Origin of the sequence: Paraburkholderia sp. HD33-4 (assembly GCF_021390635.1) — a bacterium.
GTDB lineage: Bacteria > Pseudomonadota > Gammaproteobacteria > Burkholderiales > Burkholderiaceae > Paraburkholderia.
The window spans coordinates 2,612,012-2,631,943 of sequence record NZ_JAJEJS010000001.1 but is presented as its reverse complement, the minus strand read 5'-3'; the positions used below and the strand labels follow the sequence as shown (position 1 = coordinate 2,631,943).

Below are 19,932 nucleotides of genomic sequence, written 5' to 3'. Positions count from 1 at the left end.
ATACATTCCAGAAAATAAAGCGCATTGACGTCGATTTCGGCTAATCCAATACTGGCTCCAACGCGGGAACATTCGAAGTCCCGATACCCCTCAACGTTGGAGAAAGACGATGTCAGAGTTTGTGTTGAAGCCGCTTGGAGAACTCATTCGAAGCCGCGAACCCGGGTGCGGATTGCCCGGCGAGGTGTTTAGCCGGCAGGATGTTTTCGACACCGACGTCGACATCTTTTTCCACCAGCATTGGATTATGGTCGGTGTGACGGCCGATGTTCCAGAGCCGGGTGACGTCTGCGTCGTCGATATCGGTAAGGCGTCGGTCATCATCGTGCGCGATGACGACGAGAACATCCGCGCATTTCGAAATGTGTGCCGCCACCGCGGCGCTCGTCTGAAAGAAGCTGGTAAATCGACGGTCGGCATGCTTGTATGCCCGTATCATCAGTGGACATACGACCTCGACGGCAGTTTGCGTCACACCAAGCACATGGGGAAGGACTTCGATCCGACCTGTCGCAGTCTGCGGCCCGTGCATCTCAAGGTTGTCGGCACACATGTGTTCGTGTGTTTGGCGGATGAGCCGCCCGCTGACATTGCGAAGCTCGAAGAAACGATGACGCCGCGCTTCGCGCCGTACGAGCTGCAGAACACGAAGATTGCGTTCGAATCGGAGATTATCGAAGACGGCAACTGGAAGCTCGTGATGGAAAACAACCGGGAGTGCTACCACTGCGCAGCGGGGCATCCGGAGCTGACGATGTCGTTTGTGCCGGAGTCCACCAGTTCCAGTTCGGACGGCATGGATGCGGAGTCGGCAGAGGCGTTCAACGCATATGTCAAGCTCAACGCTGACACGCAGAAGAATTGGGAAAGCGAGGGGTGGCTATGCGCGGCGGTTGAGGAACTCGACGGAGACGTTGCTACACATTTCCGCACCGAGCGGCTTCTCATTGCCGGTATCGGCGAGTCGCAGACGATGGATACCACGGTCGCGTGCCAGAAGCTGCTTGGAAATCTCACACGTCGCGATCTTGGCGACACGCATATGTGGACCCACAACTCGTGGACGCATGTGATGAGTGACCACGCGATGATTTCCTACATCATCCCCTTAACACCGGAGAAGACACTTTGCCGCACGAAGTGGCTGGTCCACGCCGACGCCGTGGAAGGCGTGGACTACGACTTGAAGAAACTGACTGAGGTCTGGGTCGCCACGAACGCTCAGGACGCAAGCCTCGTCGCCATCAATCATCGTGGAGCGCAGGACCCAGGCTACATCCCTGGGCCTTACTCGCCGTCGACCGAAACCTACGTCGACCAGTTCGTCGATTGGTATACAGGACGTCTGAAAGCGCACGGACTTTGACTCCTCGCCAGGCACGCTTGAACAAGCGGACACTTCATGTGTTCGTCGGGTCGGCATGAGCCTGCGCACAGAGGCTGATCCTTGTACGAAAACATGTGCTTCACGTATGAAGGACGGGCGTTGCCCGTCCTTCATTGTCTGCTGACGAATAGAAGAACTATGAAACTTTCAACGGTTGCCTTCGTTCTCCTTGGCCTCCTCGGGGGCATGAACTTCGTCTACATGAAATGGGCCACTGAACTCATCAGTCCGGTTCAGGTCGCCTTCTTGCGGGTATTGTTTGGCTTCCTGCCCATGGCGCTTGCAGCCTGGCATCAACGCTCGATAACGCGCGACCAACTGCGCCTGCTACCTCATTTTCTGATCATGGCGGCTGGCGCAACGGCCTTCTACTTTGTCGCTATCGTTAGAGGAACCGCTATGGTTCCGGTGGGCATTGCAGGCGTTCTTGGCGGCTCAATTGCACTGTTTACGGCGATTTTTTCTCTGCTCTTCCTGCGAACCGAAAAGCTAACTTTAGTTATGGCCGCCGCTGTAATGCTTGGCTTCCTGGGTATCGTCCTGATCGCGCGCCCGTGGGAGAACGGAAGCGGCGCGATTAGCGCTATAGGAGTTCTGTGGTTGCTGGCGAGCGCATGTGTCCTGGGTCTTTCATACATCTACGTTCGCATTTTCTTGTCTCCCGCGAACTTGCCGCCCCTCGCCTTGACCACATGGCAAATGGGGTTGGCCCTGCTTATTCTGTCGTTCTGCACGGACTATAGGGGAATGGACCGATTGCTCCTGGATTGGCGAGCGACTGCCGGTGTAGTCGTAGGTCTTGGATTTCTGGGAACTGGCGTGGCTTTCCTAATCTACTATTACCTGCTCGACGAACTGGGTGCCGTCGCATCGTCGAGTGCAAACTACCTCGCTCCCGCCGTAGCCCTGTTGATAGGTTGGGCGCTCGGCGAGAGATTCGGACTGCTGGAGCTCGTAGCTATCGCACTTGTTTTTACTAGCATTGCGTTGGTTCAGATCCGACAACCACGCACGGGGACTCCTCCTGCGTCGAGCAGGGAGGCCTAGTCGACGGCACCGTTGGGATGCAGGTCGTCGAAGGACTGGGTATCCGACTTAATGACGGCTTTAACCGCTGAAAATACCCAAACTGGCAGTTATCTGGTTAAATTCCCGGAAGCCAATCCGGTTCGGCCACATATATCGTCGATACTCGCGCGCGGCAATCTACCCGCTGTCCAATAGAGGGATCGTCAAGACACATGGAGAATCTTCTCGTCGAATTCAGTCCAGACAGATGGGGCTTCCTGCTGGACACGCTCACCGCGTTTTCGGTTCGTCTGTGCGCCGCTGCGGCGATACTGGTGGTCGGATGGTGGCTCGCGCGCCGCGCCTCGGTGTCCTTGAGCCGACTCCTCGCGCGTCAGTCACGCATGGACGCCACGCTGCGACCTATCCTCTGCGACATCGGCCTGTGGAGCATTCGCGTGATCGCGATCGTCGGTGCGCTGTCACAGTTAGGCATCCAGACGGCCAGCATCATTGCCGTGCTTGGCGCCGCCGGTCTTGCGATCGGTCTCGCGCTGCAAGGCACGATGCAGAACATCGCGGCCGGCATCATGCTGCTGGTGTTGCGGCCATTCAAGGTCGGCGAATATATTGAGGGTGGAGCCGGCAGTGTCGCGGGCACGGTCGTCGAAGTCAATCTGTTCACGACTCGCCTCACCAAACCCGATGGTATCTGCGAATACGTGCCGAACAGTGCGTTGTGGAGCAATTCGATCCGCAACTACAGCCGTAATCCGATGCGCCGGCTCGATCTCGAAGTGGAGATCTCGATCGGTGACGATGTGGATCGCGCGCTCGAGGCGCTACGCGGCCTCGCCGCGGCCGACCCGCGTGCGCTCCGCGATCCCGCGCCGCAGGTGATGGTCATCCGCTTCGACGACAGCACGGCGGTGCTGAATATCCGCGTCTGGTCGAACACGGACATGTTCTGGACCATGCGCTGGGAACTTGCACGCCAGGTGCGTCAAACACTGACCGACGCGCAATTTTCTCTACCGTTGCGCACCCGTGAATTGCACCTCGTGCCGAGCGCGACGGCCGTGTCGGCCATCGACCCAGCCGACGCTCAGGCAGGGTCATCCGCGATCAGAAAACCGGAGCAGGGTGTGTAACCCCGGTTCTTCGATCCCGCGGATTGTTGATAAGCCGGCATCCGTCGTCAGACGACCTTGGCGTGCGCTACGCATGGTAAGCCACCCGCTAGTCGGAGACCCCTTCGGGACGGATAGCGGACCCTCGGCCCTGCTTCCGTCAACGTCCGCAGTGGGTCTTGATGACAGGAAAAACTCCGATGGGCGGGAGGCGAGGGCGATTATTTCAGCGCGCCTGCGGTGACGATATCAGGTCGGCGGGCCTCAGAAATAGCCCTTGAATTCAACGATATTCCAGTGCAAAAGATAATAGGGCGGGTAGCCGCGAACCCAATCTGCCGCTCAGTCTGCCGGAAAGCGTGGTTCTTCGCCCGCTTTCCAGCCGCCTCCGAGGGCCCGCACCAATTGAACGCTCGCAACGAGCGCCTGCGTGCGGTTCTGCAGCATGGCCCTTTCGATGGAGAGCATCGTGCGTTGCGAGTCCATCACGTCGAAGTAGTTGGCCACGCCCTTGTTGAAGCGGAACCTGGCGACTGCCTCGGCACGACGGGCCGCGTCGAGGGCCTTTTGCCGCTGCTCGAGCGCCGCTTCGCTCGCGGCGATTTCCGTCAATGCATCGTCGACTTCCTTAAGCGCCAGGAGCAGCTTGCTTTTGTGCGACGCCACGGCCTCCTGGTAGCGCGCGTCCGCCGCAGCCAGGTTCGCCTTGTTCCTGCCACCATCGAAGATTGGCAGCGAAATGGCAACGGGCCCGAGTGAAAATTGCTGGCCCTCCAGCAGCGTGCGGAGCTCCATTGATGCAAAGCCGAAATTGCCCGTCAGCTTGATGGAAGGGTAGAACGCCGTTTCGGCGATATTCCGATCGGCGATGGCAGCCCGGATGTTCTGGGCACTCGCAGCCAGGTCGGGGCGACGCGCGAGAATGTCCGCCGGCAGACCGGGTGCGATCCTCGGTGGCGCTGGTAGCAGGAAATCCTGTCGTAGATTCGTAAAGGCAGGCGGCACCGAGAAATCCGCGATCGGCCGCCCGGTCAAGGTCGCCAGGCTGTGCTCGTTCAGATCGCGCCGCTTGCCGGCATCCTCCAGTTCGGCCGCGGCGGTCGCCACGTCGGCGCGTGCCCGGGCCAGTTCCAGTTCTCCGATCAGACCGCCCTTGTACTGCGACGACAGCACCTGCTCGGTTTCTGCGCGCGACTGCTGGAAGGCCTGCAGAATCGCCGAGTCCAATTCAGCCGAGCGCATTTGCCAATAGGACTGGACCACCTCGGCGCACAGGATGAGCATGTACGAGTCGATCTCTATCCTGGCGAGCACGACCCTCGCGTCGGCCACTTCGACGGCGTTGGCCACGCGCCCCCAGATGTCCGGCTCCCAGGCCACGGAAGCCCCGACCGAATACTGTCTGCCCTCGATGGACTGCTGACCCAGGGCTTCGCCGAACGGGGTATACGGTGACGTGTGCAAGTAGCTGAATTCCGCGTTGGCGTCGATGCGCGGCAGGAAGCCGGCCGACGTTGCCTTGACCTCCTCACGCGCCGCCCGCAACCTGGCGAATGCGACATTGAGGTTGGGGTTGTTTCGTAGCGTTGTCTCGACCAGTCCAGTCAAGACGTCGTCGTGGTAGACCTTCCACCATTCCCCTTGTATGGGAGTGGCGGCCGGGTCGCCGCCTTTGAATCGTGCCGGCGTGTCGACGGGTCCCTCGATTGGCGTCAGCGGACCCGTACTGCATCCGGCCTGCAACAGCAGGACGAAGCAGAGAAGAAGCCAGCCCCTTTTCCTGGTTGCCGTCATTTGGCCCCTCCCGCAACGACCCTGTCCGACAACCATATGATCGCGACGGACGCCGCCAGAACCACGCTCAACACGAAGAAACAATCGTTATAAGCCATGACGAACGATTCGCGTCTGACGATGTTCGATATCGCCGCGAACGCCTGGCTGCCTGTGCCGGCAATGTCCGCGGTGTCGCGCGAAAAAACGGAGGACAACAGATCGATCCGTGACAGGACGCCGTCGGAGAATGCAGACACCGATTCGCCCAATTGGACCGAATGGTATTTTTCGCGCACCGTGAGCAAGGTCGCCAGGATTGCCGTACCAACCGCGCCCCCCAGGATTCTCGACATATTGAACAGACTGGAGGCGGAGGACATGTTCTCCAGCTCCATTCGTACAGTGGCGAAATTGGACAAGGTCAACACGATCATCGGCTGGCCGAGGCCCCTTAAAATCTGTGAGGCGATCAGCTGGTCGCGCGCCGTGTCCGCTGTCATGGTGGTGTTCAAGAACGATGACATCGCGAAGAGCAGCAGACCCAGCGAGCAGATGAGCCGGTTGTCGTAGACCTTGGAGAACCTGGCGACGATGGGCATCATCACCATCTGGGGCGGCCCCATCCACATGATCACCATGCCGATCTGCAGAGAGTTGTAGCCGGCGATCTGTGCCAGGAACAGCGGCAACAGGAACGTGGAGCCGTAGAGGGCCATGCCGGTTGCGGTGCCAACGATGGAAGAGACCCCGAAATTGCGGCGCCCGAGCAAACCGAGGTTCACGAAGGGATTTTTCCGGGACAGCATGAGGAAGATCCAGATGCTCAGGTTCACCAAAGCCGATAAAAAGAAGAATTGAACGAAGCGTGAATCGAACCAATCCCGAGTATTGCCCTCCTCGAGGAAAATGATCAGCGATACGAGTCCCGTGGCCATGGTCGCGATGGCCAGCCAATCCGCCTGCCGGAGGATTTCCGGTTTGCGCACGTCCCGGTCCAGCCCATATGCGAGACCTGCCACCATCAGGATGCCCGGCGCCCAATTGATGAAGAAGATGGAGGGCCATCCGTAAAGTCCCGTCAGGATGCCGCCAATCGTCGGGCCAAACGTCGGCGCGAGTGTGGTTGAGAGCATCATCCAGGCGAGGCCCGTCGTGCGCTTGGCCGCCGGCAGTCGCGTCAACAGCAACGTCATGGCCATCGGGATCAGGCCTCCGCCCGCCAGGCCCTGGAGCATCCGGAACACGATCATGCTCGGAAGGTTCCATGCATAACCGCACAGGGTCGAGAAGACCACGAAGAGGATCGAATTGGCCAGCATGTAGTTGCGCAGGCCGAATACGGTCATAAAAAAAGTGGTCAACGGGATGACCGTCACTTCGGCCGCCAGATAGGCAGTGGACATCCACGAGCCCTCATCCTGCGTTGCCGACAGGGATCCGAAGATTTCCTTCAAGGAGGCGTTCGTGATCTGGATGTCCAGGATGGACATGAAGACGCCGAGAGTAGCGGCCGCGACCGCGATCCAGGTCCGCCGAAGCGCGGCGTCCGCAGTCTGCTGGGACCGGATGGCGGACCTGTCGCTCGTTGTTAGCGCCGGGCTGCCGCTGGAGTCATTCTTCATGGACCACCCCGGCGCAGAGGGTGCTCGACTACCGGGGCATCGACACGGAGATAGTCGTGCCGCTGGATCTGCGGCTGCGCGGCATGACGAACCGGTGCAGCCACGCGGACGGCGCTTGCGCTGGGCGGCTGGTCCCATCCCGTTTCGACTATCCGCTTTTCCATCTCGTCCGCGGTCTCTGCGCTCAACGCCGTGAGCGGCGCGCTCGCGGCTGCGACCGGCAGCGCGGCGGACTGCGTAAGCTCGTTGCCCCGCGATTTGGCTCGCCGCGCCTGTCGCTCTGCCGCAGACTCCACAGTCTTGACGTCAGAGCCTCCCTGCACCTGCCGCAGGTCGATCTCCACCAATGCAGACATGCCCGGCATCAGGCGGTCCTTGAAGGCTCCGACGGAACCCGGCTCAAGGACGATCTTGACCGGCACGCGCTGGACGATCCTGGTGAAATTGCCGGTGGCGTTGTCCGGCGGAAGCAATGCGAAATGAGCGCCTGAGGCCGGGGAGAAACTGTCGATGCGGCCGACGAACGTGTGCCCGGGAACGGCATCGATGCGGACTTGAACTAACTGCCCGGGAGCCAGGCCGGCGAGTTGGGTTTCCTTGAAGTTCGCATTGACCCACACGCTGTCCTGCACGATGGCGAGCACCTGCTCGCCGGGCTGAATTCGCGATCCGACCTCCACGTTCTTTTTCCCGATTCGGCCGCTCACAGGCGCATAGATCTTGTTGTAGTCCCGATTCTGCCGGGCCTCCTGCAAATCGGCGAGCAACACGTCCCTGTGCGCGAGCAAGGTCGACCTCGAAGCGGCGAGTGAGGCTTGCCTGGCCTGAGCGGCGGACGCCTGGTCCTTCTGCGCCTGCAGTTCCGAAGCCGCCATCTCGCTCGCGGCGACCGCGTTGTCCAATTCCTGTTTCGAAACCGCCTTCATGTCCTCGGTATACACCGACGCATAGCGCAATGCGTCCGCGCGCGAGTGACGCGCCTGCACCTCGGCTCGTGACACCTGGGCCTCGGCCGACGCGGATTCGGCAGCCGACTGCCGCACTTGCGCCTCGACCTGCTTGACGTGAGCGTCGATCTCACCGAGTTCCGCCAGCACGTGCTGGACCTTGATCTCGTAATCTGCCCCATCGAGTTCCAGCAACAAATCGCCGCCTTTCACCCGTTGGTTGTCGCGGACGAACACCTTGCGCACCGTGCCGGCGACGCGCGGAGAAACGAGCGTGACATCGCCGTCGAGATAAGCGTTTTCCGTCTCTTCGTAATAGCGGCTGTGCCACCACATGCGCCCCGCGACGAGCGACGCGCAGACAAGGATCGTAACGATGATCCAGCGTTTCTTTCGAGAGGTCCTTCGTTCGGCGGGTGCGGTGGAAGACAGGGCAAGCGCTGCCGGAGCTCGATTCTCAGCCATCACCGCCTCCAGGATCGCGTTCGCTTCTGTGCTCTCAAAAAGCAAACGCCGAAAAAGACACCAACGCTCAACCCGGAAGATACGGATGATTGCATCACTGGATGGATTTCTCGGCGTAAGCCTCTAACCAGGTCACGGCATTGGCCGTTAACACGCCCCCTCTATTTATGTGGTGCGATGTTTCGCGCTTCGCGCGCTCTCCTGCGTGGCACTCCGGCCGTCGAATCTCGCGCCATCTCAACACGCGCTAACGTCTGAAGTCCCGGAACGCACTGCTGTTGGCTATTCGCGGTCTCGTTAGAAATACGATCTACCGCGCGTGGAATTGAAAATCAGGAAAATAAGAAGCGTGTCGGCTGTCAACTCTAGGAATGTGCGCTAGCGAACGTGGCTCACCGTTCAGATTAAAAAACGGCTGCTGTTTGATCGACCAAATTAAAGACAGGGAAAATGTTCGAGAAATCCCGCGCTCTGGTTTAGGACACTGCCTGTGCAAGAGGAACAGTACTGAAATCACGTGGATTGTGTGGGGCCAGTCGCATAGACAAAAGACTCTGGGAAAAAGCTTCCATCTCCCGGATAGGCAATCCTGCAGGAAGCTGCGGTGGGGCAATGCGTATGGAGGAAGGCTATCGACCTGCCGGACGAACCACATACCAGATTCGAAGTGCGAACGAGGTAACACATACGTAACTGCTGCGCTCCATTAGCAATGCAGGTTGGAAAGGAAATTCCGTGGAAAACCATCCGTCGAATGAGATCCTGATCCGGACGCTGTGGCCAGGTCGCATGATCGCTATGCACAAAGGCTTCCTCGATAACCTGTACGCTTACCTCAAGAATGCACGATCGAGGAGCAGAACGTGTCCGTTCTTCTCGAAAGGCTGGGGAGATCCAGGCGCGATCGAGGCCGTTAAGCAGCGGCTGCTGTCGGGACTGCCTCCAGCGGACATAGCCATTCATTGGGAGACCCCATGGAGGCGGCGTGGCGATCATGCATTCCGGGATGGCAGGTTTGAAACACCATTCTTTCAGGAGTATCTTCCGAGCCGGTGTAAGACCGCGCACTTTCGCCTGATGCAGCCAACAGCCGATCGGTGTTACCCAATTTACTTGCATATGGCGCCCACAGGGGAAGAGGGCTACACGATTCGAGAAGACCGTATTGCGATTCCGCTACTGAAGAAGGGAATCGGCGCGCTGATGCTCGAATATCCCTTCCTGGGAAAGCGACGCCCGGGCACAAAGACGACTGCACGACTCGACTACGTTTCCGATCTGCTGTTACTCGGGGGCGTCGCCATTGAAGAGGCGCGATCACTGCTTGTCTGGCTATTTAGCACTGGCTACAGCCGGGTTGGTGTGACCGGCGTCAGCCTGGGCGGATATTTAGCGACAGTAACGGGCGCACTAACATCATTCCCGTTAGCGATCGTTCCGTGTGTTGCCCCGCATAGTGGGGTCCCTGTATTTACCGAGGGCTTGTTCAGCCGGAGTTGCGATTGGACAAAACTAGGATCAAGTGTCGGTGGAATCGATTGCGCGAGACAAAGATTTCGAGACTTACTCAAGTTCACTGGCGTAGACACGTTTCCTCCTGGCAAGCCTGCAGATTCAATCATTTCCGTGGCTGCCACCGACGATAGATTCGTCCCGCGGCATTCCAGCGAGATGATATTGCGTCATCTGTCGGGAACTGAAATCCGGTGGCTATCAGGAGGTCATGTGAGCAGCATCCTTTTCCAGAAGAAAGCATTCAGAGTCGCTCTTGCTGACGCGATTTATAGGCTTTAAGCGCAGGATTGCGGCAGGAATACCGATAGGCCGGTGACGTAATAGTGAAGTGGAGGGACACATGTACGCACTTTCCAAAAGGGAGTCGACGACAATAGCCGACAAGAAGTTCGTCAGATTAGAACGATGCATTCTTGAAGCACGGGTAGTTCAGTTCGTCTTTATAAACAGAAGGATTGCGTAGGTGATCTTGCTGACAGGGTTGTGCGGCGGGCAGTGCGATTGGAGTAAGGGGGTATGCACATGGACGGAAACTCGAAACGTTCAGGCACGGAAGGCGAGCTTGGAGTGAGCGCAGCGGAACAATATGTTTCGTCTGTACGCCAGAAGACTTCTCGCGAGTTACGGGCAGAGAGGATCATTCTCATCGGTCTTCTGGGGTTCCCGTTCCTCGGGGTTCTGGTTGGCACTCGACTGCTATGGACGAACGGCATCTCGGCTCTCGACGCTGCACTGCTCGTATCTCTATATGTGTTCACCGGACTCGGGATCAGTGTCGGATTTCACCGACTCTTCACTCATCGGAGTTTCAATTGCCCCCGATGGATTAGAGGAGTGATAGCAATCGCCGGATCTCTCGCCGTGGAGGGACCGATGATCCGATGGGTTGCTGACCACCGCCGACATCATCAGTATTCCGATCGCGCTGGAGACCCTCATTCGCCTCGCCTTGGCGTAGCCGGTGCGATGGATCTCGTTCACGCCCATGTCGGCTGGTTCTTCGCTCATGACATGGCCCGGGCGAGTTACTTCGCAAAGGACCTACTTGACGACCCGATGATTCGCAGAATCGATCGTCTTTACCTCGTCTGGATGTTCCTCACGCTGGCCGTCCCGACTTTAATTGGCTTCGCATGCACCGGCACGGCGCGGGGGGCGTTCTCTGCTCTGATCTGGGGAGGGCTGGTTCGAATTTTCTGCGTTCACCATTCGACATGGCTGGTCAATTCAGTTTGTCACACCGTTGGCTCTCGGCCCTATCGTTCGAACGACGGGAGCACGAATAACTTCCTCGTCGCTTTGTTGACGTTCGGAGAAGGGTGGCATAACAACCATCATGCGTTTCCGGGGAGCGCGCGCCACGGCTTCAGGACCTGGCAGATCGATGTCAGCTGGTGGGTAATTCGGAGTCTCGAGTTGATGGGCGCCGCAAGCGATGTGCGTGTTCCCGATACTCGTCAGTTGGCACGCAGGAAAATCCAGACTAAGGAGGCGCAATGACTCAGTTCGCTCAGACAAGCCCGGGTGCGTCACCGGATGCGATACAGTTCCACTACGACGTATCGAACGACTTCTATGCGGCGTGGCTCGACTCCACGATGACCTACTCGGCGGCCATGTTCGATTCGGGTGGAGTGGGTCTCGAGCAAGCACAGATCCGCAAGCTCGACTATCACCTGGAGAGCGCTGGCGCGTCGGGGGCAGCGCGGATCCTCGATGTTGGCTGCGGCTGGGGCTCCCTGCTCAAACGCAGCGTTGACTGGGACGTCCGGCATGCAGTCGGGTTGACTTTGAGTCGCGCGCAGCTAACGTACATTGAAGGGCACTCTTTCCCAAACGTGGAAGTCCGGCTCGAAAGCTGGCGCGACCATTCATCACCAACGCCATACGACGCGATAGTTTGCATCGGCGCGTTCGAACACTTTGTCAGATTTGAGTTGTCAGCTACCGAGAAGATTCGGGCGTATCGCGACTTCTTCAAGTTCTGTCGGGCAAATTTGAAGCCCGGCGGAAAGATGTCATTGCAGACGATCACCTGGGGAGCGCTACGTGCGGAGCAGGTGCATCCGTTTATCACGAACTCAATCTTTCCCGAATCGAACCTGCCGTACCCATGGGAGATCTTTCAGGCGGCAGATCGCGTGATGGAAGTCGTGCACTGCAGAAACGATCGGCTCGACTACGCAAAGACCTGTCGGCAATGGCTGAACCGGCTCACAGAGAACCGTGACGCCGCAGTCGACGCGGCAGGGGAAGAAAAGGTGGACCAGTACCAACGCTTCCTCAAGATGTCGGCCGCCGGTTTTGAGACCGGTGCGCTCCACCTGTACCGCGTTGTATTGCAGTGCCCTGTAACACAGGAGAAAAGAGCATGACTACCATCGTCGAAACTCCGCAGCAACTGGCAGAGATGCCTCAAGACTACCGCGAGGTGCTCCTGCATCAGATGCTGGCGCATACCGAAGGCGAGCTGATGGGGGTAGGGGAGTATCTCCGGATCTCTCACATCGCACCGACGGCCCTCGAGAAAATGTATTGCTATGAGGGCGCCAGGGACGAAATGCGGCACTACATTATCAGCGCCGAGGTTCTTCATGCTATCGGCGTGGACACCCGGTACATGCTGGAGCAGGATTCAGCGCGCGCGGCCTATCCTCAGGCCTGGCTCGCTGGAAAGGAGACATGGGCCGAGCGTTCGATCACTTCATATCTGGCTGAGTGGGGCGCGCTTGAAATTATCGAGGACATGGCGAGAAGCAGCTACAAGCCGTGGGCAGTGATCATGCCGGAGATTATCGCAGACGAGACACGGCATCGGGAACATGGACGGCGGAACACGGCGGAACTCTGCGAGCAAGAGGACGGCCGCGCCGCGGTTCAGCGTGCACTCGAGTTCATGTGGCCTGAGGTCCTTGACATGTTTGGACGCTCAGATTCAAAACGTTCATTCACGGCGGTCGAATGGGGTGTTCGCCAGCGCACTAACGAACAGACACGAAACGATTTTGCATGCGCCGCCCGATCCATCCTCGAAGGGATGGGGCTGGTTGTTCCGCCGGATCACAAGGGTCGAAAGTTCATCTAGTCGGTCTACCGTGAGCATTTGCAAAAGACAACTCATGTTCGATGCGCGGGATGGCCTCCGTCTCGCCGCCTCGATCTTCGAACCGGAATGCCTGGGCGATGCCCGGGCAACCATTCTTGTAACAAGCGCAACGGGAGTAAAGCGTCATTTCTATGATGGCTTCGCGACCTTTCTCGCGGAGAACGGGTTGGTGGTAATGAGCTTCGACTATCGTGGCATCGGTGACTCGCTCCCGGGTACGCTGCGCGACTTTCGTGGCGATATCAGGGATTGGGGAGCGCTCGACCTCGTCGGCGCCGTCGCCATGCTGCGCTCAAGTTATCCGATTCTTCCGCTTTTGGTGGTGGCGCACAGCGTGGGTGGCCAGATACTGGGCTTCGCGCAGAACTCGGATCAGATATCGGGCTTACTTTGTGTGTGTGCGCAGCATGGCCATTGGGGACACTGGCCCCTGCGCCATGGTCTTTTCTTTGCCGGACTCTGCTATTTTGCGATGCCTGCGCTTTCGCATCTCGTCGGATACTTTCCCGCTCACTCCATGAGGCTGGGCGATGATATTCCGAAGGCCATCGCGCTTGGATGGGCGAGATGGGCCCGGGATGCGACCTACCTGGATGACGTGCCTTTTGCGCCACACAATATTCCGGGGCGATCGTACAGCTTTGCGGACGACATCCTGGCGCCAGAGAAAGCCTGCGATAGGCTGTGCGTTGCCTATCCGGGCGTGAATTGGGAGCGCTGCCACATGCACCCGCAGACCTTCGATGTGTCGAAGGTTGGGCACTTTGGTTTCTTCCGGGATCGCTTCAAGGAGTCGCTCTGGGCGCAATCGCTTTCCTGGCTCATCGCGACCGCTTCACGTGCGGAAGCGGCGCCGGTGGCATCACGCGCAGCGAAGCCGGGATCGAGTTGACGCACAGGATCAGGCGCGCGCTCGATCCGGATGGGTTGCTCAATCCAGGAAAGGTCTTGTGAAGAGGGCTGCGCTCCGGCGCAGGCCTAATCGAGCACGATACCGGTCTGCCTGAGCGCATCGCGCAAGCCGAGCCCTGGATACTTGCTCTCGACGACGCGCATGTCACTGCGCGTTTCCTCGATGAGCCAGTCGCGCACATGGGCGACGATGGGCCTGAGCGGCCGGTTGGGCGGCGTGAGCAGGCAGCAGCGCCGGCTCGTCACGATCAGTTCCTGTTCGGCCGGCACCAGTGCGCCTTGCGCGAGCCAGTGCGATGTCACAGTGAGCCAGCCGAGCGCGATGCCCTGGCCCAGCAGCGCGGCCTGCACCACGATCGCGTAATCGTTGAAGCTCAACATGCTCTGCGCGTGCCGCCGCTTCGAGGCAAAGGCCTGAAAGCGTTCGTGCCAGCCACGCTCCTCATCGTCCATGATGATGACCGTGTCGCCGTGCTCGCGGCCCGCGTCGCTTAGCGCTTGCTCGTGATAACGCGCATTGCATACCGGCAGAAGCGTCTCCGGCATCAGCAGCACGGCGTTCTCGTCGATCTCTTCGTCATGCACGAAGCGCATGCCGAGATCGACATCGACGAGCGGGCCGCCAATGCGTCCCGGTATCAATTGAAACCGCAGGTCGATCGAAGGAAACGCCTGATGCAGCCGGCTCATGCGCGGCATCAGCCAGTGCGTGGTGAAGCCGGTCGATACCGACAGCGTGACGGTCTCCACGCCGGTCGCACGCGCTTCGATCTCACGTATCGCACTCTCGATGCCGCTGAAACCTTCGGAGATCTTGGAGTAGAGAATCTTGCCGTTTTCGGTCAGCTCAATGCCGCCCCGCACACGGTCGAATAACTTCACACCAATGTGATCTTCCATGCGCGCCAGCATGCGGCTCACGGCAGGCTGACTCACATAGAGCTCCTGCGCCGCCCGCGTGAAGTTTCCGCATCGTGCGGCCGCTTCGAACACGAACAGCGCGTTGGCACTCGGCAATTTCCTGCGAAGGTTTGGCATGACCTGATGTTATGCCTGATCCAACAATTTTGGAATTGCCGACAAAAAAATCGCGCCTTATATTTTTTTCAACCGATGCTTTGACTGCGAGAGCCACACCATGGATGCGAGTGCAAAAACCGGCGTGTCAATCAGGGGCGCTACCAGGCGCTATGGCCCTGTGACAGCACTCGACGATGTCTCACTCGATATCGCACCGGGGGAATTCGTCTCGCTGCTGGGCCCATCTGGATCGGGCAAGACGACGCTGCTCGGCATCCTGGGTGGCTTCGTTCAGCCGAGTTCGGGCAGCGTATGGGTCGGCGAGCGAGACATTACATTTGCGCCGCCGCACAAGCGCAACATCGGCATCGTGTTTCAGAACTACGCGCTGTTTCCGCACATGACGGTGGGTGAAAACGTTGCGTTCTCGCTGCGCGCGCGGCGTGAGCCGAAGTCGACATGGGCAAAACGTGTTGCCGAAGCGCTCGCGATGGTCGAGCTCAAAGGTTATGAAAGCCGCAGCGTGCACCAGCTTTCGGGCGGCCAGAAGCAGCGCGTCGCGCTGGCGCGCGCCATCGTGTTCCAGCCGCAGCTCATTCTGATGGACGAACCGCTCTCCGCGCTCGACAAGCAGCTGCGTGAGACCATGCAGATCGAGCTGCGCAGGCTGCATCGGCAACTGGGCGCGACCATCGTCAACGTGACGCACGATCAGCGCGAAGCGCTCACCATGAGCGATCGTGTCGCGGTACTAAGGGATGGCAAGCTCGTTCAGATAGACACGCCCGAGCGCCTCTACGATCGCCCGTGCGACGCCTTCGTTGCCAGCTTCATCGGTGAGGCGACGCTGCTCGACGTGAGCCGGGCTGGCGAGAATGCCGTGCGTCTCGGCAACACGCTGCTGCGCACCGCGCACCCGTTGCCGCGCGGCGACAAACTCCTGCTCGCCGTACAAACCGAGAAGCTCGTCATCGACGGCGAGTACCGTCACGCCGATGCCAACCGCCTGTCGTGCCGGGTGACCGACGTGCTGTATCAGGGTGAGAGCCTGCGCGTGTTCGCTGCGCTTGCCGACGGCACCGCAATCAGCCTCAGACAGCCGGGCGGCCACGACGCGCGGCTTCGCATTCCCGCGCCGGGCGCACCGATGACGGTCGCGCTCGATCCGCAGGACACCATCGTCGTACCCGCATAAGTTCATTCCCCGCCTGTGCACGGGCGATTTCGACGCAAACGCAAATACGCAACCGTAGAGGATGAAGCAATGAAGCTCACCGATTTCAAGGTCCTGACGTTCGATGTCGTCGGCACGCTGATCAACTTCGAGGCGGGCGTGCTCGATTCCGTGCGCCGTCTTGGCGGTCCGAAGGCGCAAGACCTGACCGACGACCAGATCTTCGGACCGTACATGGAAGGCCGCGCGAAGTTCTATGGTCGCTCCAGCCATGAAATGGCGAACGTCTACCTGCATCTCGCGAAGAAGCTCGGCCTGCCCGACAATGCCGGTTCCGCCGCCGCGTTCCAGCGAGACGTGCTCGACTGGCCTGCGTTCGAGGATTCCGTCGCCGCATTGAAGCGTCTGCGCAAGCACTTCCGCCTGGTCGCGATGACCAACGCGGACCGCGTCGCGCTCTCGGCCTACGCGCACACGCTCGGCGATCCGTTCGATGACACCGTGTGCTGCGATGAAACCGGCGTTGCCAAACCGGACCCGCAATTCTTCGCGTATAACCGCGGACGCCAGGCGGCCTTCGGCTACAAGTTCAGCGAGATTCTGCACACGGCGCAGAGCCAGTATCACGACATTGGCATCGCGACGAAACTCGGCTACGCGACGTGCTGGATCGAGCGCCGTCAGGGTATGAAGGGCTACGGCGCCACGCCCACGCCTGAAAACGTCACGACGCCGACCTGGAAGTTCGCGACGCTCGCTGGCCTCGCGAACGCTGTGGACGACGAGCTGCGCGTCGCGGCCTGACGATGCGCGCGCCGACGAACTCACCGGGCCCGCATGCCGAATCGCTGTGGCGAGCGATGGCCGCGCGCTTGCCGACGCCGGACGCGCCGGTCAGTACCGGCGCGCCGCTCGCCCGCGATCTCGACGTGGAAGTGGCGATCATCGGCGCGGGCTATTCGGGGCTGAGCGCCGCTCATGCGCTGCAACAGCGCGGCGTGGACTGCGCGGTGCTCGACGCGAATCCGGTCGGCTGGGGCGCGAGCGGACGCAATGGCGGCGTGGTGTCGTCCAAGTTCCGCCTCTCGTTCCCGTCGATCGCGAGCTCGCATGGGCTGGACGTCGCCATACAGATGCACCGGCTCGCGCATGACGGTGTGCGCGCGGTCGAGTCCCTGATCGACGAGTTCCGGCTCGAACGCGCGCGGTTCGAACCCACGGGCAGCCTGCGTTGCGCACATACGGGGCGCGCGCTGGCATCGATCTGCGCGGAAGCGGACTGGGTGCGCAACACGCTCAAGGACACGTCGATGAGCGTGCTGACGCGTGCGCAGGTCGAGCACGAAACAGGATCGAAGGGTTTCGTCGGCGGTGTGCTGAGCGCCGATTCGGGCACCATCCTGCCGCTCGAATACGTGCGCGGCATCGCGGCGGGCGTGACGGCGCGAGGCGTGCCGGTCTACGAGGCGACGCCGGTCATCGACATGAAGCGCGCGGACGACGCTCGCGTGCTGCTGCACGCGCCGGGCGGGACGGTGCGCGCGAACCAGGTGATCGTCGCGACCAATGCGTACTCGAACCTGACCGATGCGACGTCGCCGTATCACCGCGAACTCGTGCCGTTCAGAAGCGCGATGATTGCGACCGCGCCGCTGCCGCCCGAACTCGATGCGCGTCTGATGGTCAATCGGCGCAGCTACACCGAAACGCGCCGCATGATGAAGTGGTTCCGCAAGGTCGATGGCCGCATGCTGTTCGGCGGCCGCGACGCGTTCGGCAAGGAAGGGGAGCCGACGGGCTTCGATGCGCTGCAACGCGCGATGGTCGCGCTGTTTCCCGACCTGAAGCACGTGCCGGTGCAATACCGCTGGTCGGGCTATGTCGGCATGACTTTCAACGCGCTGCCGCACGTTGGCCGCAGCGACGACAGGACGACTTTCTGTCTCGGCTACAACGGCGCGGGCGTGGCGATGGCGAGCCTCGTCGGCCAGCACGCGGCGGCGCTTGCGCTGGGCGAAAAGCCCGAACTCGCGATGCTCGCGCAGGACGGGCTGCGGCCCGTGCCATTTCACGCGCTGCGTGCGCCGGGCGTCAGGCTCGTCGCTGCGTGGTATCAGTTTCTCGACGCCGTGGGTGCATGAATGACGACAGCCAAACGGATGCTTCAAGACCCGACCATGCTGCACGCAGCCACCATCGATCCTGCAGTGCGCCATCAGCGGCGCGAAGATCGCACGATGCTGCTGCTGATGGTGCCTGCGCTACTGACGATCGTGGTGCTGCTGGTGGTGCCGCTCGCATGGCTCTCGTGGCAGTCCATCTATCACGACGGCGCCTTCACGCTGGTCAATTATCGGCGCGTCTTCACGGGCGCTTATCTCGACACGTTCCTGCTGACGTTCAAGCTCAGCTTCATCGTGACGGTCGTGACCTTGCTGCTCGGCTATCCGGTGGCGTATTTTGCTGCGTCCATCTCGCCGCGCTGGAGCGCACTCGTGCTCGGCATGGTGATCCTGCCGTTCTGGACCAGCGTGCTCGTGCGCACATATGCCTGGCTCGTGCTCTTGCAGCGCACCGGTCTCATCAACAAGGCCCTGCTCGGGCTGGGTTTGATCGACCGGCCGTTGCAGCTTTCGTACAACCAGTTCGGCACGGTCATCGCGATGGTGCATATCCTGTTGCCCTTCATGGTGCTGCCGCTCTATTCCGCAATGCAGAAGATCCCGGCGAACCTGTCGCAAGCCGGCGCGAGCCTCGGCGGCTCGCCCTTGCATGTGTTCCTGCGCGTGTTCCTGCCGTTGTCGATGAGCGGTGTGCTCGCAGGCGTGACGCTCGTGTTCGTGCTGTGCCTCGGCTTCTACATCACGCCTGAGCTCATGGGCGGCGGCAAGTCGATGATGGTGTCGATGATCGTCAGCCGCAACGTCGAGATCTACAACAGCTGGGGCGCAGCGAGCGCGGTGAGCGTAGCGTTGCTGATCTGCGTGTTCGCGATCTTCTATGCGGTGAGCCGTGTGATTCCGCTCGAAAAGACGCTGGGGGCGAATTGATGCAGACGAGTAACCAACTTTCGTTCGGACGCGTGACGCTGGGCGCGTCGGTGATGCTGATCCTCGCGTTTCTGATGGTGCCGGTCATCATCGTCGTGCCGCTGTCGTTCTCCGATGCGCGCTTTCTGACGTTCCCGCCGCCGGGCTATTCGTTGCGCTGGTATCACGCGTTCTTCGACAACCCCGAGTGGATCGACGCCGCCAGGACGACCTTCGTCGCGTCGACGTGTGCCGCGCTGCTCGCAACGCCGCTCGGCATCATGGCGGCTTACGGCATCCAGAACGGCTCGCATTGGTCGATGCGCTACCTGCGCACGCTGCTGATGCTGCCGCTGATGGTGCCGATCATCATCGTCGCGGTGGGCGTGTTCTTCGTCTACACGCAGGCGGGCTATGTGAACACGCTCAGCGGCCTGATCGTCGCGGACACGATGCTCGGCCTGCCTTACGTGCTGATTTCCGTTGGCGCCGATCTACGCACCTTCGACCGCACGCAGGAAATGGTCGCGCGCAGCCTCGGCATGAACCGCTTGCGGGCCTTCATGACGGTGACGCTGCCGCAGATCAAGGCGAGCGTCATCGCGGCCATGGTCTTTGTTTTCATTCAGGCGCTCGATGAAACCGTCGTCGCGCTGTTCGTCTCGGGCGGCAGCAATCAGACGCTCACGCGGCGCATGTTCGTCACCTTGCGCGACGAGATCGACCCGACCATCGCCGCGATCAGCACGATGCTCACGGCCATTACGCTGTGCCTCGTGCTGATCGTCGTCGTGAGCCGGCGCTCTTCTTCGGCGGCACGCGCCTGACCCTCCTGGAGCGA

Annotated in this window: 18 protein-coding genes; 14 read left to right on the top strand and 4 right to left on the bottom strand. The window is 60.4% G+C overall.

What is annotated here, in order from left to right; genetic code table 11:
* Positions 1-109: 109 nt before the first annotated feature.
* The 3 genes from L0U84_RS11640 to L0U84_RS11630 all read left to right on the top strand — a co-directional run bounded on the left by L0U84_RS11640 (position 110) and on the right by L0U84_RS11630 (position 3,546).
* Complete coding sequence (locus L0U84_RS11640; RefSeq protein ID WP_233849999.1) at positions 110-1,366, top strand: aromatic ring-hydroxylating oxygenase subunit alpha; 1,257 nt, start codon at positions 110-112, stop codon at positions 1,364-1,366.
* A gap of 159 nt (positions 1,367-1,525) precedes the next feature.
* Positions 1,526-2,434: a DMT family transporter gene (locus L0U84_RS11635; RefSeq protein ID WP_233849998.1), complete on the top strand. Its 909-nt coding sequence runs from the start codon at positions 1,526-1,528 to the stop codon at positions 2,432-2,434.
* 194 nt (positions 2,435-2,628) lie between these two features.
* Positions 2,629-3,546, top strand: coding sequence for a mechanosensitive ion channel family protein (locus L0U84_RS11630; protein WP_233849997.1), 918 nt, complete (start codon positions 2,629-2,631; stop codon positions 3,544-3,546).
* A gap of 321 nt (positions 3,547-3,867) precedes the next feature.
* Here L0U84_RS11630 and L0U84_RS11625 read toward each other — a convergent pair whose 3' ends face one another.
* Genes L0U84_RS11625 through L0U84_RS11615 form a run of 3 tightly spaced genes read right to left on the bottom strand, consistent with a single transcriptional unit; the run spans position 3,868 to position 8,335 of the window.
* Positions 3,868-5,319, bottom strand: coding sequence for an efflux transporter outer membrane subunit (locus tag L0U84_RS11625; protein WP_233849996.1), 1,452 nt, complete (start codon positions 5,317-5,319; stop codon positions 3,868-3,870).
* Positions 5,316-6,923 (bottom strand): DHA2 family efflux MFS transporter permease subunit, encoded by a 1,608-nt coding sequence (locus L0U84_RS11620; protein ID WP_233849994.1) that lies wholly within the window; start codon positions 6,921-6,923, stop codon positions 5,316-5,318. The genes L0U84_RS11625 and L0U84_RS11620 overlap by 4 nt, the downstream gene beginning before the upstream one ends.
* Positions 6,920-8,335, bottom strand: coding sequence for an HlyD family secretion protein (locus tag L0U84_RS11615; RefSeq protein WP_233849992.1), 1,416 nt, complete (start codon positions 8,333-8,335; stop codon positions 6,920-6,922). Before L0U84_RS11615 ends, L0U84_RS11620 begins: the two co-directional genes overlap by 4 nt.
* Positions 8,336-9,070: 735 nt before the next feature.
* Between L0U84_RS11615 and L0U84_RS11610 the strand changes: the two genes are divergently transcribed.
* The 6 genes from L0U84_RS11610 (at position 9,071) to L0U84_RS44225 (ending at position 13,910) form a co-directional block, all read left to right on the top strand.
* On the top strand, positions 9,071-10,129 hold the full coding sequence (locus L0U84_RS11610) for an alpha/beta hydrolase family protein (protein WP_233849990.1): 1,059 nt from the start codon (positions 9,071-9,073) through the stop codon (positions 10,127-10,129).
* A gap of 237 nt (positions 10,130-10,366) precedes the next feature.
* Positions 10,367-11,350: an acyl-CoA desaturase gene (locus L0U84_RS11605; protein ID WP_326491172.1), complete on the top strand. Its 984-nt coding sequence runs from the start codon at positions 10,367-10,369 to the stop codon at positions 11,348-11,350.
* Positions 11,347-12,225, top strand: a complete 879-nt coding sequence (locus tag L0U84_RS11600; RefSeq protein WP_233849986.1) for an SAM-dependent methyltransferase — start codon at positions 11,347-11,349, stop codon at positions 12,223-12,225. Before L0U84_RS11605 ends, L0U84_RS11600 begins: the two co-directional genes overlap by 4 nt.
* Positions 12,222-12,935, top strand: coding sequence for a Phenylacetic acid catabolic protein (locus L0U84_RS11595; protein WP_233849984.1), 714 nt, complete (start codon positions 12,222-12,224; stop codon positions 12,933-12,935). The genes L0U84_RS11600 and L0U84_RS11595 overlap by 4 nt, the downstream gene beginning before the upstream one ends.
* A 34-nt stretch (positions 12,936-12,969) precedes the next feature.
* Complete coding sequence (locus L0U84_RS11590) at positions 12,970-13,848, top strand: alpha/beta hydrolase family protein (RefSeq protein ID WP_233849982.1); 879 nt, start codon at positions 12,970-12,972, stop codon at positions 13,846-13,848.
* On the top strand, positions 13,845-13,910 hold the full coding sequence (locus L0U84_RS44225) for an FAD-linked oxidase C-terminal domain-containing protein (RefSeq protein ID WP_442794033.1): 66 nt from the start codon (positions 13,845-13,847) through the stop codon (positions 13,908-13,910). The genes L0U84_RS11590 and L0U84_RS44225 overlap by 4 nt, the downstream gene beginning before the upstream one ends.
* A 24-nt stretch (positions 13,911-13,934) precedes the next feature.
* On the opposite strand, the gene L0U84_RS11585 is transcribed toward L0U84_RS44225, so the two are convergent.
* A complete protein-coding gene (locus L0U84_RS11585) occupies positions 13,935-14,906 on the bottom strand; it encodes a LysR family transcriptional regulator (RefSeq protein WP_233849981.1) in 972 nt (323 codons plus the stop codon).
* 100 nt (positions 14,907-15,006) lie between these two features.
* Here L0U84_RS11585 and L0U84_RS11580 point away from each other — a divergent pair, with 100 nt between their 5' ends.
* The 5 genes from L0U84_RS11580 to L0U84_RS11560 all read left to right on the top strand — a co-directional run bounded on the left by L0U84_RS11580 (position 15,007) and on the right by L0U84_RS11560 (position 19,918).
* Positions 15,007-16,083: an ABC transporter ATP-binding protein gene (locus tag L0U84_RS11580; RefSeq protein WP_233849979.1), complete on the top strand. Its 1,077-nt coding sequence runs from the start codon at positions 15,007-15,009 to the stop codon at positions 16,081-16,083.
* 69 nt (positions 16,084-16,152) lie between these two features.
* On the top strand, positions 16,153-16,866 hold the full coding sequence (locus L0U84_RS11575) for an HAD-IA family hydrolase (protein ID WP_233849978.1): 714 nt from the start codon (positions 16,153-16,155) through the stop codon (positions 16,864-16,866).
* A gap of 2 nt (positions 16,867-16,868) precedes the next feature.
* Complete coding sequence (locus L0U84_RS11570; RefSeq protein ID WP_233849977.1) at positions 16,869-18,203, top strand: NAD(P)/FAD-dependent oxidoreductase; 1,335 nt, start codon at positions 16,869-16,871, stop codon at positions 18,201-18,203.
* The gene (locus tag L0U84_RS11565) at positions 18,204-19,112 is read left to right on the top strand and encodes an ABC transporter permease (protein WP_233849976.1); all 909 of its coding nucleotides are present in this window, start codon (positions 18,204-18,206) and stop codon (positions 19,110-19,112) included. It abuts the gene before it with no gap.
* Positions 19,112-19,918 carry an ABC transporter permease gene (locus tag L0U84_RS11560; RefSeq protein ID WP_233849975.1) on the top strand — a complete coding sequence of 269 codons (807 nt, stop codon included), beginning with the start codon at positions 19,112-19,114 and terminating at the stop codon, positions 19,916-19,918. The genes L0U84_RS11565 and L0U84_RS11560 overlap by 1 nt, the downstream gene beginning before the upstream one ends.
* Positions 19,919-19,932 lie beyond the last annotated feature (14 nt).

Bases quoted from the DNA above. Each gene is read 5' to 3' on its own strand.
- L0U84_RS11640 (WP_233849999.1), top strand. From the start codon at position 110: ATGTCAGAGTTTGTGTTGAAGCCGCTTGGAGAACTCATTCGAAGCCGC.
- L0U84_RS11635 (WP_233849998.1), top strand. From the start codon at position 1,526: ATGAAACTTTCAACGGTTGCCTTCGTTCTCCTTGGCCTCCTCGGGGGC.
- L0U84_RS11630 (WP_233849997.1), top strand. From the start codon at position 2,629: ATGGAGAATCTTCTCGTCGAATTCAGTCCAGACAGATGGGGCTTCCTG.
- L0U84_RS11625 (WP_233849996.1), bottom strand. From the start codon at position 5,319: ATGACGGCAACCAGGAAAAGGGGCTGGCTTCTTCTCTGCTTCGTCCTG.
- L0U84_RS11620 (WP_233849994.1), bottom strand. From the start codon at position 6,923: ATGAAGAATGACTCCAGCGGCAGCCCGGCGCTAACAACGAGCGACAGG.
- L0U84_RS11615 (WP_233849992.1), bottom strand. From the start codon at position 8,335: ATGGCTGAGAATCGAGCTCCGGCAGCGCTTGCCCTGTCTTCCACCGCA.
- L0U84_RS11605 (WP_326491172.1), top strand. From the start codon at position 10,367: ATGCACATGGACGGAAACTCGAAACGTTCAGGCACGGAAGGCGAGCTT.
- L0U84_RS11600 (WP_233849986.1), top strand. From the start codon at position 11,347: ATGACTCAGTTCGCTCAGACAAGCCCGGGTGCGTCACCGGATGCGATA.
- L0U84_RS11595 (WP_233849984.1), top strand. From the start codon at position 12,222: ATGACTACCATCGTCGAAACTCCGCAGCAACTGGCAGAGATGCCTCAA.
- L0U84_RS11590 (WP_233849982.1), top strand. From the start codon at position 12,970: ATGTTCGATGCGCGGGATGGCCTCCGTCTCGCCGCCTCGATCTTCGAA.
- L0U84_RS11585 (WP_233849981.1), bottom strand. From the start codon at position 14,906: ATGCCAAACCTTCGCAGGAAATTGCCGAGTGCCAACGCGCTGTTCGTG.
- L0U84_RS11580 (WP_233849979.1), top strand. From the start codon at position 15,007: ATGGATGCGAGTGCAAAAACCGGCGTGTCAATCAGGGGCGCTACCAGG.
- L0U84_RS11575 (WP_233849978.1), top strand. From the start codon at position 16,153: ATGAAGCTCACCGATTTCAAGGTCCTGACGTTCGATGTCGTCGGCACG.
- L0U84_RS11570 (WP_233849977.1), top strand. From the start codon at position 16,869: ATGCGCGCGCCGACGAACTCACCGGGCCCGCATGCCGAATCGCTGTGG.
- L0U84_RS11565 (WP_233849976.1), top strand. From the start codon at position 18,204: ATGACGACAGCCAAACGGATGCTTCAAGACCCGACCATGCTGCACGCA.
- L0U84_RS11560 (WP_233849975.1), top strand. From the start codon at position 19,112: ATGCAGACGAGTAACCAACTTTCGTTCGGACGCGTGACGCTGGGCGCG.